We start from the raw sequence: 14,168 nt of genomic DNA, 5'->3' as shown, positions 1-14,168 counted from the left end.
CTGCCCTAAAAGTTAACGGACAGGTAAAAGAAAAGTTCTGACGGCCAGAACATTTAGGCACAAAAAATGTTCCTCAAAGTGACGTAACTTCCTGTTCCATATCATATTATTCATATGTCCATTCAGGTTATCACCAAATCGCGCGTTTTTTGTCGGCCTTTGCTGACATTGTTATGGCTATGTCTTGTTATGCCGGCAACCGCGCAGCGTACCAAAAAGAAGACCCCTCCCCCGGACACCATTCACATGGCGGTGATAGACAGCGCCACCATCAGTAAAAACATCAACAAGCTGGCGCAGGACACTTCGAAGATGAAGAAATCCGACACCGCGGTAGCAGTGATCATCAACAGGATAGAAGGGTACACCCTGCTGCTCAACCAGCTGATGAGCAGTCTGCGGCGCGGATTTGACACCCTGAATATCACCCGGGAAGTACCGCTCGTGGACACCTCTCTCGCCCTTATAAAAGAGAATATTGCCGGGCAGGACCGGACCCCCAACATCAATGACATTTACACCAACAAGGTGATGCTGGAACAGCTACAGCGTAAGCTGGGGGGGTGGCAGAACAATCTCTTCTCCTATTACAACTCCCTGGTAGCTATTAACGACACCCTCCACTCCCTGCGGCGGGACACCTCTATGCGCAATATTCCCGCAGAAGATGAGCTGTATGGTTTTTATATCGGTCAGCTTACCCGCCTGATCAAAAAGTACCGGTCAGTCGACAGCGCCAATAAAGTGAGCCTTGTCAAAATAGGATTGCTGCAGAATAAGATCGCCAACAGGTACATCGACGTGTCCAACCTGCTGGAAGACAGCAACTACCAGCTGGAGCAGTTCTCCGCCAATATGTTCTCCCGGGACTACCGGTACATCTGGAAGCCGCACCGCGACAGTATCAATCCGCTGGAGTTCTTCCCGGTGTTTAAACGATCGTTGCACAAAAGCACCCGGGTGCTGAGCATCTTTTTTTCTATCCAGTGGCCTATTTTCATTGTATGGATCGTGCTGGCCTCGTTGTTTGCCTGGTGGGTACATGCCAATGTACGGCGTATCCGGCGCAACCACCCGGAACAGGAGGGCGAGGCCATCCTGCAACATGCGCAGTATGTATACCGGCATCCGGTGGCCAGCACCGTGATTTTTGTAACGACGCTGTCATCCGTATTTTCCGTACGGTACCCTATCCTGTACACCGAAATTATCTGGGGGCTGACCATGATCGCCCTCACCTGGCTTTTCCGCGCCCATTTCCCCAAGACCCTCTACCGTTATTGGCTGATGCTGATGGCGCTGCTCTTTATGTATTGCATCAACAACCTGTTGATAGAGGTAACCTACGCCGAACAATGGGGGCTGATGATCTGCGCCGGCCTCTGTATAGCGCTGGGTTTCCGGCTGCTCAAAGAAACGTCGCTGACCACCTTCGCCCATCCTAAATACACGGCGCCTACCATCAAGCTGTTTATTGCCACGAGCGTTTTCTCCATGCTGCTGGTGATATTTGCGCGGGTAGGCAGTGCCAAGATATTCGGGTCCAGCGCCGTGGTAAACACCGTTCTGGCCATGAACCTCTACGTGCTCGTGAAGATATTGCTGGAAGCGGTTTTTCTACAGGTAGAAGCCAATAAAAACTCCAGTACTTTCATCTCGTTCATGGACTACCAGGATGTGCAGACGAAGCTGAAAACCTTCCTGACCGTGCTGGCTTTTGTGGGGTGGCTTGTTATTATTGCGCGCAACCTCTACCTGTATGACGCCATCTACGAGGTAGTCACCGAGCTGCTGTCCACCACCCGCCATATCGGCAATTCCGACTTCACTTTCAGCAGTGTGATCATCTTTGTGCTGGTTATCTGGGTCGCTTTTGTCGCCTCCCAGCTGATCGCCTATATGTTCGGCAATACCGGTCAGAGTACCAGTCCTACCCCCAAACCCCGCTTCGGCTCCACGCTCCTGCTGCTGCGCCTTGCCGTGCTGGCCGGTGGTATCCTGCTGGCTTTCGCCGCCTCCGGCATCCCCATGGACAAAATCACCATCGTGATCGGCGCCCTCAGCGTGGGCATCGGTTTCGGCCTGCAGAATATCGTCAACAACCTGGTGTCCGGCATTATCCTCGCCTTCGAAAAACCGATTGAAGTCGGCGATGTGATAGAGCTGGGGACACGCTCCGGCGTGGTCAAAGAAATCGGTATCCGCTCCAGTAAGATCGCTGCCTACGACGGTTCCACCGTGGTAGTGCCCAACGCCGACCTCATCTCCCAACAACTGATCAACTGGACGATGACCAACCGTATCCGTCGTGTTAACTTCGTGCTGGGCGTTGGCTACGGCAGCAACATCACCCAGGTGACCGATATTATCAAGCGCGCTTTCGTTGACCAGGAAGGTATTCTCACCAACCCCGAGCCCATCGTACAGCTGTCGCAGTTCGGGGATAACGCGGTCACCTTCCAGGTGTATTTCTGGATCTCCGACCTGGGCAACGCCGGGACATTACAAAGTAAAGTACTCACTTTCATCTACGACGCCCTCAATGAAGCCGGTATAGAACTGCCTTTCCCACAACGGGACCTGCATATCCGTACCGTCGACGAAGCCGTGCTGAACAAATGGAAAGCCAATAAGGAAGCGCCATCCGGGGTATATCCCGAGGACGGGGAAAAAAATTTGTAAAAAAACGAGCTGTACATTTTGAATTTTCATTTATAAGCCGTTATCTTTGCACTCCCGTTTTGAGAATGAATGTTCAAGACAGACAGGAAATGGCGAGGTAGCTCAGGTGGTTAGAGCACAGGATTCATAACCCTGAGGTCTCGGGTTCAAGTCCCGATCTCGCTACAGAAAGGGAATTTTCAAGGAAATCTTGGAAATTCCCTTTTTCTTTTTCTGGCGAAAGCTGCGCCAGTTCAGCACTTACGCGGACAAACTCATTTATTTTTTCGGTTAGATAACAGTGTTTTTTCACATCATAATAAATACCATCCGGGAAAATCGTTCGATGCAATCGCCGCTTGCTGTCCAAATCCCCCGCAACCCATATCTGACGCAGGTTCTGTAACTTTTCCAGAGAAGTTGTAAGCAGTTTTTCAAGGTTAGATATCGTCGGCGGCACGTTGCTCAATTCTTTGTTGATTGCCTGCATCTCTTTGTTTAAATGCTCATGGGCCAGATCATAGGTCTCTTTGTCGATCTTACCCAAACCATGACGAATTTTCAGGTCTTTTAATTCCTTTTCTAGTTTAGCGACTTGCTCTTTCAGTGCGTCATCATCGGTGCCGACATCATTAAAATGCTCATACAATTTTGTAAGCTGTACTTTGACAAGCGGCGCAACAGCCGGGGGCAAGGTGAAGTTGTCGAGGAAATCAAGGAAAAGATCATTCGCGCCTTTCCGCTTGGCTCTGGGCGTGGTAAACGCATTGACGCTTACGCCACGGCATTTCGAGCAGCGATAATAATGTAAATCGTTTTTCTCTTTCTTGATCCGATAGCCCACCAAATACCCCTTGCAATCGCTGCACTTTACAAGGCGGGTTAAGGGGCGCATGATTTCCTCTTTATTATGCTGATAGCCCACGGGATTACCTTCTAAAATCTGCTGAACCTTGATAAATTCATCTTGCGTTACAAGGGGCTGCCATTTACCCTTTACCGGCTCATCGATCATTTTTGATACCAACACACCGCAGTAAAAAGGATTGCGCCAGATTTTGGAAAGCTTTTGCGGGAGCAGGTGCAAGCCTCTTAACGCAAGTCTACCGAGGATTTGCGCATCGCTATAATGGCCGGATAGTTTCCATTGCCAGGCTTCTTTTAGAAGCTCGCCGTCTTTATTAATTTCGATGCGTTGGTGTTTGGCGAAAAACTTTTCATTCTGAACACGCGGGCCGTAATGGTCATACCCCACCGGACAAATGCCGAAACGTTTGCCACTGCGCAGACTGGCCTGCATAAAAGGGACAATGATTTCCAGACGTTCCAGATTTTCTTTTTTCGCATGTGAAAGGCTGTCTATGATCGCCATTTCACCGCGCGGTGTCAGCGTTGAGTGGCCGGAAGACACTTCGATCAAATGCACGCCTAGTTCTTTAACCAAGCGATCGACTAGACCGATAGCGGAGGCCCCCGAACGGGAGAAGCGCGACATCTTGAATAAAAGAATGGCAAAGGGGCGATTGCGGCTTTTCTCTACTTTTTCAATCAAGCGCTTAAATTCAGGCCTGAAGTCGTCTTTTTTGGCACTTTCGTAGGTACCGCCAAATTCTTCGGTAATCTCATAGTTATTCAGCTTCGCATAGCGGCGGTTCGCTTCAATTTGATTTTCAATCGACGAATTTTTGTCAAATTGCTCTTTAGACGATACGCGTGTATACGACCATACGGAAAAATTCTTTTTCGTGTCTTCGTCTTTTTTTGGTACGAACCGTTTGAAATATTCCATGTCAGTCATGTTTTCCCTCATAGCTTTTGTATAATGCGCGTGAAACTTCATAGACGAGCGTAATCAGCCGTTCTTTTTGATCCGGCGACAAACCTTTGAAATCGTCGTACTGATCGACTTCCTGCACCGTGAGCCGGACATCTTTTATTTTGTTGCCTCTAACCATTTTCTTTGACGGTTATATCGTTAACGATGGGCGTGTCTTTTGGCGCAGCGGCGTTATAGCGGGCATCTTGGGCCACAATCTGACGCGGCAAATGCAACATCAGATCGTAATAAAGCGGCTTTAGATAAATGCCCGTCAGGGTGATTTTATCGGACGTAAAAGCAAGGATGATCCGGTTTTCCTGCACCTGATAACAGCCACTGACCAGATACCCGTAGTTGAGAAAGATCATGTTCCCATCCAGCAAAACGAAATTGACGTTGCGCACATGGCTATGCGTCAAATAGGATTCATCTTCGGGGGGAGCAGATTGTTTTTTGGTAGGATCATTCTCTTCAAGTTCATCTAAGCGCAATTTAAAGTTCAAGCTCATAATCGATCCGGTGCTTTTCAGGTGAGATGGATTTTTCGATGTTCTTTTCTTGTTGCAAGAGATGGGCGGTGGCGCGTTCCTGTTGAAGGGCGTGTTCAATATGCAGGTCTTTCGCAGCAAGAAGCTCTAAAGCCGATTGGCGGTCACCCATGTCAGATGCATGTTCCAACAAGGCTGTTTTATCATCCGTATAGACGGTAACGGCTTCGCGGCCCCGTGAGACGGACACATAAAACTGTTTTAAATCGGTTGCCGGAAATGTGGCAGCATTCTGCGCGATAAAAACCCTATCAACGGTTTTCCCCTGGCTACCGTGGGAGGTTATGCAGTGCGCATGTTCGAGATGCCCGAATTCTTTTCCCAGCTTATAAGATACTTTACTGGCGGTATTGCGCAGCAAGATATCGCCTTTATCACTGACCGACACGACTTCCAGCATCGTCGCGTTATCCAGGCGCTTATCCTGTTTATCAAAGCTATTATGCGTGATACGGATAACATCACCCTTAGCCAGAGAAAGCTCTTCCTTCTGAAACACGGCGAAGTGCTGCGCACGGTCACAGGGAAGAGACAACGCTTTCCCATCGGTATTTTCAAGGGTGACGGCTTTATCGTCGGCGGTTTTGACCGACCATTGCGAGCCTTTCTTGGCTCCCGGCACATTCTGGGAAAACTGAATAACCTGTCCTTCTTTGTAATTGCGCCAGTCGGCCCGTTGCGCTTCCGTGAAATTGAGATTGGAAAGTTTTGACACGGCATGATCCCGTTTGCCGAGTAATCCCACCTCACGCAGGGCGGAGCGAATAGAGGCTGTTACCTTCTCCCCTTCCTGACGGGTGGGAGAAATCACCAGGGCGGATTTTCCAATTTTCAAAGCGGCGACATAGTCCTTTGCCAGTTCCGTATGCGGTGACAACGGATCGCAGTCTTTTATCGCGCCGATACTGTCCAGTTTTTCAAAACCATCACGCGCTTTGCCTTGCGAAAGAAACTCAACAGCAGCGCGGTAATCGACATTCTTTTGCCGATAAATCTTATCCACTTCCGCCGTCTGAATGCCGCCAACCGTATTGAGAATACGCAGGGCATCGCCTCTTGTGACGGCGCTATGCTGGCGCGTATCACCGACAAAGATGACTTGTGCGTTTTGTTCGGTGGCAACTTCCAGTAAATGTAACGCTTGTCCGGTGCCGAGCATTCCCGCTTCATCAACAATCAACACCTGGTCAGCAAGTTTTGCTTGCATATCCTTATTGGACAAAAGCAGTGAAACGGTATCAGTATCTTTAAAGCCTTGATCCCGCAATGTGCCACGCGAAGCGTCGGCGGAGGGTGCAATGATCGTCACTTGCTTACCCGCTTTTTCAATGCAAGGAACAAGCTCTTTTAAAAGCGTGGTCTTACCAGCGCCAGCAACGCCCCGAATAATACTGGTGCGGTTAGTGGTTGTGAGAATATAAGAAGCCGCCGCCTGCTGACCATCCAAATTCAAAACAGGTGCATCACGGTAAAGCGGTGTCAGTTGTCCTTGACCAGCACGGGCGAGAGTCACCATTCGGCGTTCTTCTTCCAACACGTCCACAGTGGTGCAGACCATCCGGCGGCCCCGATCCTCGACACGGATGATTTGATCGTCTTTCTGAAAATGGTCGGTGATATGATCCAATGTGGTTGAGCTGTTGCCGATAGCATGGTGATAGGCCGTTGCCAATAAACGCCGCTCTGGGAATACAGATACCCTTTCAAAATGGTGCCGGATACTATGGCGTACGCTTTGCTCCGGCTCCGGTGTTCGGGATGCCTCCACCTGCGCAAAGCGCAGCGCCTTATCAAAATCGTCGCTTAGTTCAGCCGTGAGCGCCCGCATCTCCTGTTTCCATGCCGCTTTCAGTTCGGCCATGGTGTGACCTTGCTGCTTGGCGGCGCGGGTACGTGCGCCTAGCTCGTCCAGCTTTCTAGCATCCGTGATACCTTTTTCTTTGGCAATCTGTCCGATCTGATTGGTGCGTTTTGAAAAATGCGCGATGATTTCTTTCGGCACGCCGTCGATCTCAAAGGCTTTGTCAGTTTTACGCACCTGATAGTTTAATTCCTGTAATTTATCGGCCAACCGTTTATGGAACCGTGCCTGATAGTACGGCATGTCGCGCTGTATCTCGCGAAACTGGCAAGCCTTCACTTTGTTTTCCACCTCATCAAACGTGGCATTGATACAAAATGCATGATGATGGAGATGAACATCTGGCAATGATCCATCGACAGGCCGCGCCGTTTGATGGGTAAACCCGGCCCACAGCAATTCACCCGTTTTTCGATCCGTATCGGCACCGCCTATACGAACACGGGTCTGCGCATCGGCTTCAATCTCCTGCATCGTTTCAAATACCGATTGCTCGAATGCTTTCAAGATATGATCGTCCTTTGATAGGGCATAAAGAATTGATACACTTTTACTTGCGTGAAAATTTATATCGTAACCGATCGTCCTGTTTTCTTTGGTGACAGGCGTCAGTGCTTTGCCTGTCACTGGATTGCGGTTTTCCGTCAGTGCGAAAAACGCCTCTTTCGTCACATCCCCCGTAAGACCCAGCCGCGCCGCCAGCTTTCCGGCAAATTTGCCGGGAAGCTCTTGATCGGAGGTGTAATAGTCGGACGGTGAGAGAGCGGACGTATAGTAAGCCTGCGCGTGTGCGGCACTTGTGCTTTGAATCATGCGAATCATCGAGAAGCGTTTTATCAGAGATTGAAATGCAGGTGGGAAAAATCGACAGGTTTTAAAGGCCCATATAGAACGAATAAGCAGTGCGAAGAAATGAGGCGGAGCAGTGCGCGGGAGATAACCTGGATTCAGAGCCTAGAAGTATCAGACATCTTCCCGCTGCACTGCAACGGTCTTAAAATACATCTTCGGCATCCGGTGGTGTTAGTGGCCGTCTTGTATCGCTCAAAACCTCGCGGTACGCATCGCCGCTTTGCTTGTCGTCATGCATATCCATCAATTTTTCATCCGCGATCCGATACGCATAGATATAACTAAGAGAAAAAAACACGCTGCTGATCATAATCACATGCCCTATCTTTTGTTCGAGCCGAAACAGGATAAAGCCGATTAAAAAAGTAACTAGAGGTTCTGCAATCGTTTCTATAAAACGGGCGGTAAGCGGACGACCAAATAGCTTGATTTTGTAGAAAAAGGGCAATGAAACGCCAGGGCATGAGGTTGGTCCCCAGTTTTTCATCGCCTTTCTTTTCTTACGAATGGCAAGAACGATAAAGGCGAACGTAAAGACATACCATGTCGTGTAGTGCGACCAAAAATTACTTAACGTATTCGCGTCAAAGTTTGGCTCTGGCCATAATCCCCATAGTAAATAGCGTATGAGTGGGAACCAGAGGAACAGTGGAAATAGCAGAAGAAAAAAGAAGATTTTCAGCGCCAGCCGCATCGAATAGTATCGCCGCCCGAATTGGGAGCGAATGAAAGTTTCTAACATTAATCGTGGAAGCGGTGAAAGCTGAAAACACAAAGAGAGAAAAGAAGAGATGCGCCGATGTTTCTGCACCGTCCGAAGAGATGTATTCTTTTGCATAGAAGTGGATTTGATTAGTTGAAGAATTGCTGTTTAAAGCGGACTTTTTTGTGGGATTTTCCGTTGAAGGGTGCGCCTTGGCGGTGGATATAGGCTTCACAAATAAAGCCGTTTTTTCCGCCTGTAGCCAACCTGAAAAACTCTTCCGGGCGGACAATCTGGCGGAGCTTTTGCGCTTTCGATTCATTGAAAGACACATTGTCGCCGAAGTTGACGCCTTCGGTTTTGTCATCGTAATATTCCTGACCGATCAATTCAGAGGCGTATTTATTCGTATCCGCGTCTGCGTTAGCATGGAAGATTTTGGTTGCAAGCGTACCGAGGAATTGCTTGACCTTATAGGTCGACTTATCGCCGCCCATATTGGCGAAATACCCTGGCAAATTCTGCGCGAGATAGACGGTTGCAATCATGCTGCTGCGGGCTGTGGCCTGAAAATCCGCATCGAGAGCGTGCAGGAAGATGGGACTTTCATCCGCGAAGATGAATGCCGGACGGTTATTGACTTTGGTGTCTCTTTTTTCCCAAGCACGTTGAAAGCAGTATTTTGTGGCGACCTGGATCATACGCCCCGCCTCATGATGCAGCTTAGTAGGGAGGTTGAGCACCACGATTGACCCTTTCTCAAGGCAGGTTTCAGGCGTGAAGGTTGACGGGTTGTTACAAAACAGCGAATAAAACGGCTCGCTGAGAAGCTGATACAAGAAACCTACGATCATAAACTCGATGGCGCTTTTCGTTTTTGAAGAAAGTTTCTTGTATGACCGGGAGAAAAACTGATTGACTTGTTTCAATGCCCGATAGCTGGAAACGTGCTGCAAAGCAAAAGCGTCCATCAATCCACGTTTTTCAAGGTCGGCAATCTCTTCTTTCGGAAACGTAGCAAGAAAGGCGTTGACTTTTGCCTGTACTCTCCTTTCGGCTTCTTGCCGTGCCTTGGTGTACGGATCATGCGGCGGCTTTTCTGGCTGGACATGGCCGTCATCCTCTTTCGGTGCGCACATGGCGATGTCAAACAAATCCTGCACGTTTACGGTTCCGTATCCGAGCAAACACAGTGTTGTGACGGACGAAAGGGTCATGCGCAAAGCCGAGGCCCAGAAGCGGCCATCTTCAAGACCTGCGCCAGTATCTTGCCCACTGTTAATAACGGTTTCTAGCAAGGACACGATGTTATGCCGTAAAGACACGCCTTTCTGCGTCTGGCGGCATTCATAATCCAGAAAGTTGAAATACTCACTACCGCCTGGCTCGATGATGATAAGGTCTTTTCCACGGCCTGTTTCACAGACGTATTGCCGCCAAAGATCGACTTCGTCTGGTTTTGCCGTCAGCACCAGTCCGGCATAGCCATGCCGTAGCATATTCAATGCGATCAACCTACCTGACGACGTTGTTTTCCCGGCGCCGATGCCACCAAATACGGCGATCCCCTCGAAGCTATCTTTTACAGTCAGCACATCACCGCCTGAAAACCGTAACAGCGGAGCGTCAAGATCGAATTTTTGATTTTCCATTGCAGATCGTTTGTGTGAAAAAAAAGAGGGCTGCCGGACAGCCGCACCGCCGCCAGCCCCGTACGTACTATTTACCCCACTTCGACACCTTATCCGCGGCGGATTTCAAGCCGTGGCACGTATCGCCGTTCACGTTATACGTGCTGTCGGATACTTTTTTCACGGTATCGCCGCGATCATTGACCAGCTTGTTCGGGTCAACGGAGGACGGACGCAGTTTGAGATAGCCGGGAACATTGTCTTGATTACACATGATGTTTAGGTTTTGAATTGTGAAAAAAGGAGTTATCGAAAGCATTGCTTTAAGCGCGTTAATGTGGAAAAAAAATTTGGAAGCAATAAAGAAAATTTCTTATCTTAAGGGGTGGCTTTGTAACTTTTAGTCGCAAGACAAAGATTGATTCTGATATCGCTGATACGAACGAACATCTACTCCTTACCTGCCACAGGAAAGCGCTTACACTTAATTAAGAAAACTTGAAAACCGAATGAGAAGTCATTTGCAGAAGTCGCCTTACGGGGCGACCGAAAGGGCCTATTCTTCCTCTTTGGGAATAGATTTTTCGCTGAGTAAGATGACATTATCAACCAACCAAACGCCATCCGTTAAAACGAAAAAGAATTTAAAGCTGCGCATCACAAGATCTTTAAAAGAGTCAAGGATAAGGCCGGAAACATCGCTCGTATTAATGCGAAACGCAGTCCAGTAATATTTTCCCTCGATAATATCAAAATCAATCGAAACGCGCTGAATCATTTCTTCGGCTTTTACCGGGTCGATTTCTCTCATTTGATCGATCCGTATTTGAATCAGATGGCCGATCTCGCCGATGTTTTCCAACGCTCTATTGGTGAAAGAAACCCCTTTAAGGGACGTAAGCCTTCCGACATTGATTTCACAATCCGCAATACAATCAATTTGAGTACGGGATTGAATGTTAATACTTGAAAGACCGATACTGATCGGAATATTTTCCGTCTGAAAAATCTTGCGATAACGCGCGATATGATTGTCCTGGAGTGCGCGGCTGCGAAAGGCTTCGGACATATGTTCCCACATCCTTTTCGCATCGCCGTCATCTATTGCCCTGAAAAACCCCAGTAAACATTCCTCGACCTCGGCAAGCGAGGCATTAACGTCGATACGAGCTTTTATTGGTTTTGACGATTTATTTGTGTTCATTTTCAAATATTAAAAGATGAATGATCGGTTCAGTATAGGCAAAGCACAGCCAGCACCCGCCCGGAGGCAAGCGTTTAAGTGTGATTGAGAATAAAAAATGTGAAAACTGGAAAGAGAGAAGGGCCGCTTACTTCATTTTACAGCAGGATTTTTGCCTGCACGAACAGCAGCAACAGGATTTCGGCAGGCCGGAAGGAGTTTTGCTTTCATGCCCAGGTAAAAGCAGCTTTCGGATGATTTTGATTAATTCGTTTCTGGTCAGTTCCATGATGGATGGCTTTAGTGGTGGAAAATGTTGCTAGTCCTCATGCTTGTCCGAGGCGGTGAGGTAATCCGTGGCGTTCCGGATCATTCCGGCAGAGGAACGTAGAACATCCGGCGGCCCATCACGGTTGACAAGTCGCTGTTCCTTCTTTCTTTTGGCCGCAGCCTGCGCCAGCTTTACAATCCGGCTTTGTTTTGTGTTGTTCATGTTGGTTTGTTTTATTGTTAGTAATGCTGTTCAGTAACAGCAAAGCGCCGCCAGCACCTTGTTTTAAGGCATTAAATCGGTATGTATGTAATGAGATTTATTTAAATCACTGGCGCACTTAATGCTTGACAATCAGTGATAATATGTATATATGTCAATTCCATACAGGAGAAAATCAATGTCCGATGATCTTGATAAGCCATATTTTACAATGAAAAACCTACCCGTTCGTTTCGGGGAGCTTTGCTCTGATCCAATCATGTTTTCAGGTTACATGCATGCCCTTGATGTAATTATGCCGGGCTTTATAGAAATCGCAGACGCTATTCAAAATGCAGACGATGTTACTAAAAAAGCTCTTTCGGCCTTGATCAATGAACATATGGAATTCCGATATAGCATTGACAACTTACGGCAAAATCAGGACATTGAGATTGACGAAATCGAGCGTCTTCTTCCACCCGCTTTAAGACCTTAATCATTTCTTTTTTCTATCCTGTATCCAATGCTAAGGTAGGGATGGCGATTAAAATAGAAAATCACATTATATTGTAAATCCATCACAGATTTGTTCAATACACTGGTAAAACATCACAATTCGCCTATGATGTTTCGTAATAACATGATTTTCATGTCATTAAATTTAGTATTTTCAAGTAATTAAACCCATTGATTGATGTCCATTCAGTTCAATAAAAAGAGTCTTGAATTACTTTTATTCCAAGCCTTCACAGAATTTTTAGCCGTACTTGAAAAGAGGGATGAGAATAAATCGAAGTATGTGTATTTTTTAACAGAAGTAGAAAATAAACGAACTTCCAATGCATATGTTCATTATTGTTTCATAGGTCAAGACTTATTCGACAGATTAGGTACTCGAACCGTAGAAAATTTCTATGTAGGCAGCGGGCCAGTTGACGATTTTCATTTTCAATTCTTCTGCAAAAAATTTACCGATATTTTTAATGCACTACCGGAAGAAGAAAAAGCACGCCACAAAGGCATCAATGCCGCCTTTATCGATTGGCGAAACAATATTTATCAACAACAAGGATGGGAATTACCATCAACGATAGAAGTGCCTGACTTCCTACCTAAAGCCGAAGAACAAAAGTATCCTATTATTTACCGCACCAAGCACCCTGATTTTCCTTACGAAGAAGGACAGGGAAATATCAAAAGGCAATGGCTGCTCCCCACTTTCTCCCCCGCATTAAAATGTATTGTGGAATTTTACAATAATATAGAAAGACTGGAATTCAATCGCGCGTGGGATTGCTTATCTGAATCAGGAAAGCAAAGCTATTATTGGCGTGGCGATTATTGGTTGTTCAAAACATGGTGCCTTGATCTGAATTTGTCCGGTCTTATGGTGTGGGAAACAGTTGAGTTTAGCGATAAAGTGGTCGAATTCAAAATTTCAAATACTACCAATGAAGTTGTGCTAACCTTACCGGATACCTTACAGCCATTAAATGATCTAACGATTGACGACCTGAATGAATTTAAAGATAAAATAGATCAGTTCAAAAGCGGGTTAAATAAATTAGGGATAGAGAATAGAAAAATAGCTGAAATAAAGCTGCATGCGATTTTCGGCAAAGAGTTAGATAGTAAAATTTTTCAGGAATTAAAGTTAGAAGAAACCGTTGGTTTAGATGGCTTTGGTATGCCCTTTAGCCTCATCAAGAAGAATGTACGAGGAAACAGATGTGAACAATGCATCTGCGTTGATAAAAACGGGACGTGGTTTATTGACAGTATCCGCGATGCTTCTTTTGCGAATGATGAATATGAATGGATATGGCCATCAAGCAAGCCAGATCGTTATCCTTAATATTATATATTTGAAAGTTTATCCTCAAAATTAATTTGACCAAATATAAAAGAAACGTTTAGTAACACTAATTTTGTGAGTGTTCCATCATCCGATTTTGAAAAACAAATTAGTTTATGCCCAACGAAATCCCTCAGGAATTGCTGGATCAGATGATCCACATGAATAACGAGCAATTCGACGATATAGAAAAAAGATGGCGAGACAACCTTACTGTAAAAAAAGCATACGAAAGACAGTATTACGCGCAGCTACAAGGCTATCTCGATTACAATTCAACGTTCAGAGAAAGCCAGCGCTCACTAAAGCCGCATGAACATGCCGCATTTCTCGACCAGGAACTTCTTTCAGAAGCGCAATCAATCAACCAGGATCGTGTAAAGACCGATCATATAGAGCAACAGCAGGCATTGGAAAACCCTAAACCACCACAAATCGGTGAAAGAGCTAAAGACATCACGGCACAACTCTTTGCCGCCATGGAATATGAAACATTAGAACGTGAATGGGAAACTCGCCTTAATTATCCCGCCAATGACCTGTACCCTACCGATCACGACATCGAATTAGAGAGATAGAT

At 46.8% G+C, this 14,168-nt stretch carries 12 protein-coding genes and 1 tRNA gene; 5 read left to right on the top strand and 8 right to left on the bottom strand.

What is annotated here, in order from left to right; translation table 11 throughout:
* The first annotated feature begins 189 nt into the window (after positions 1 to 189).
* A complete protein-coding gene (locus tag B5D63_RS01200; RefSeq protein WP_159455852.1) occupies positions 190 to 2,682 on the top strand; it encodes a mechanosensitive ion channel family protein in 2,493 nt (830 codons plus the stop codon).
* Between the two features lie 91 nt (positions 2,683 to 2,773).
* Positions 2,774 to 2,847 (top strand) — tRNA-Met (locus tag B5D63_RS01195).
* On the opposite strand, the gene B5D63_RS35685 is transcribed toward B5D63_RS01195, so the two are convergent.
* The 8 genes from B5D63_RS35685 to B5D63_RS34895 all read right to left on the bottom strand — a co-directional run bounded on the left by B5D63_RS35685 (position 2,807) and on the right by B5D63_RS34895 (position 11,751).
* Entirely contained in the window at positions 2,807 to 4,450 is a 1,644-nt protein-coding gene (locus B5D63_RS35685) for a recombinase family protein (RefSeq protein ID WP_394333844.1), read from the bottom strand. The genes B5D63_RS01195 and B5D63_RS35685 overlap by 41 nt on opposite strands.
* A 158-nt stretch (positions 4,451 to 4,608) precedes the next feature.
* Complete coding sequence (locus B5D63_RS01185) at positions 4,609 to 4,989, bottom strand: hypothetical protein (protein WP_078666959.1); 381 nt, start codon at positions 4,987 to 4,989, stop codon at positions 4,609 to 4,611.
* A complete protein-coding gene (gene mobF / locus B5D63_RS01180) occupies positions 4,973 to 7,711 on the bottom strand; it encodes a MobF family relaxase (protein WP_078666958.1) in 2,739 nt (912 codons plus the stop codon). Before mobF ends, B5D63_RS01185 begins: the two co-directional genes overlap by 17 nt.
* Positions 7,712 to 7,883: 172 nt before the next feature.
* Positions 7,884 to 8,579: a hypothetical protein gene (locus tag B5D63_RS01175; protein WP_078666957.1), complete on the bottom strand. Its 696-nt coding sequence runs from the start codon at positions 8,577 to 8,579 to the stop codon at positions 7,884 to 7,886.
* 14 nt (positions 8,580 to 8,593) lie between these two features.
* Positions 8,594 to 10,096 (bottom strand): type IV secretory system conjugative DNA transfer family protein, encoded by a 1,503-nt coding sequence (locus B5D63_RS01170; RefSeq protein ID WP_078666956.1) that lies wholly within the window; start codon positions 10,094 to 10,096, stop codon positions 8,594 to 8,596.
* A 67-nt stretch (positions 10,097 to 10,163) separates the two neighbouring features.
* Positions 10,164 to 10,349 (bottom strand): hypothetical protein, encoded by a 186-nt coding sequence (locus B5D63_RS01165; protein WP_078666955.1) that lies wholly within the window; start codon positions 10,347 to 10,349, stop codon positions 10,164 to 10,166.
* A gap of 282 nt (positions 10,350 to 10,631) precedes the next feature.
* Positions 10,632 to 11,279 carry a hypothetical protein gene (locus tag B5D63_RS01160; protein WP_078666954.1) on the bottom strand — a complete coding sequence of 216 codons (648 nt, stop codon included), beginning with the start codon at positions 11,277 to 11,279 and terminating at the stop codon, positions 10,632 to 10,634.
* Between the two features lie 298 nt (positions 11,280 to 11,577).
* On the bottom strand, positions 11,578 to 11,751 hold the full coding sequence (locus B5D63_RS34895) for a hypothetical protein (RefSeq protein ID WP_159455850.1): 174 nt from the start codon (positions 11,749 to 11,751) through the stop codon (positions 11,578 to 11,580).
* 151 nt (positions 11,752 to 11,902) lie between these two features.
* Between B5D63_RS34895 and B5D63_RS01155 the strand changes: the two genes are divergently transcribed.
* From B5D63_RS01155 to B5D63_RS01145, 3 genes are all read left to right on the top strand, one after another.
* Complete coding sequence (locus B5D63_RS01155) at positions 11,903 to 12,229, top strand: hypothetical protein (RefSeq protein WP_143312727.1); 327 nt, start codon at positions 11,903 to 11,905, stop codon at positions 12,227 to 12,229.
* Positions 12,230 to 12,427: 198 nt separating this feature from the next.
* Positions 12,428 to 13,588 carry a hypothetical protein gene (locus B5D63_RS01150; protein ID WP_078666952.1) on the top strand — a complete coding sequence of 387 codons (1,161 nt, stop codon included), beginning with the start codon at positions 12,428 to 12,430 and terminating at the stop codon, positions 13,586 to 13,588.
* A gap of 116 nt (positions 13,589 to 13,704) precedes the next feature.
* Entirely contained in the window at positions 13,705 to 14,166 is a 462-nt protein-coding gene (locus tag B5D63_RS01145; RefSeq protein ID WP_078666951.1) for a hypothetical protein, read from the top strand.
* Positions 14,167 to 14,168 lie beyond the last annotated feature (2 nt).

The sequence above is a fragment of the Chitinophaga eiseniae genome (assembly GCF_900167135.1).
In the GTDB taxonomy this organism is placed as follows: Bacteria; Bacteroidota; Bacteroidia; order Chitinophagales; family Chitinophagaceae; genus Chitinophaga; species Chitinophaga eiseniae.
Note: the sequence above shows the minus strand (reverse complement) of the source record. Positions and strands in the feature narration are given on the sequence as shown.

What these genes read in the sequence shown, in the direction of transcription:
- B5D63_RS01200 (WP_159455852.1), top strand. Translation starts at nt 190, where the DNA reads ATGCCGGCAACCGCGCAGCGTACCAAAAAGAAGACCCCTCCCCCGGAC.
- B5D63_RS35685 (WP_394333844.1), bottom strand. Translation starts at nt 4,450, where the DNA reads ATGGAATATTTCAAACGGTTCGTACCAAAAAAAGACGAAGACACGAAA.
- B5D63_RS01185 (WP_078666959.1), bottom strand. Translation starts at nt 4,989, where the DNA reads ATGAGCTTGAACTTTAAATTGCGCTTAGATGAACTTGAAGAGAATGAT.
- mobF (WP_078666958.1), bottom strand. Translation starts at nt 7,711, where the DNA reads ATGATTCGCATGATTCAAAGCACAAGTGCCGCACACGCGCAGGCTTAC.
- B5D63_RS01175 (WP_078666957.1), bottom strand. Translation starts at nt 8,579, where the DNA reads ATGCAAAAGAATACATCTCTTCGGACGGTGCAGAAACATCGGCGCATC.
- B5D63_RS01170 (WP_078666956.1), bottom strand. Translation starts at nt 10,096, where the DNA reads ATGGAAAATCAAAAATTCGATCTTGACGCTCCGCTGTTACGGTTTTCA.
- B5D63_RS01165 (WP_078666955.1), bottom strand. Translation starts at nt 10,349, where the DNA reads ATGTGTAATCAAGACAATGTTCCCGGCTATCTCAAACTGCGTCCGTCC.
- B5D63_RS01160 (WP_078666954.1), bottom strand. Translation starts at nt 11,279, where the DNA reads ATGAACACAAATAAATCGTCAAAACCAATAAAAGCTCGTATCGACGTT.
- B5D63_RS34895 (WP_159455850.1), bottom strand. Translation starts at nt 11,751, where the DNA reads ATGAACAACACAAAACAAAGCCGGATTGTAAAGCTGGCGCAGGCTGCG.
- B5D63_RS01155 (WP_143312727.1), top strand. Translation starts at nt 11,903, where the DNA reads ATGTCAATTCCATACAGGAGAAAATCAATGTCCGATGATCTTGATAAG.
- B5D63_RS01150 (WP_078666952.1), top strand. Translation starts at nt 12,428, where the DNA reads ATGTCCATTCAGTTCAATAAAAAGAGTCTTGAATTACTTTTATTCCAA.
- B5D63_RS01145 (WP_078666951.1), top strand. Translation starts at nt 13,705, where the DNA reads ATGCCCAACGAAATCCCTCAGGAATTGCTGGATCAGATGATCCACATG.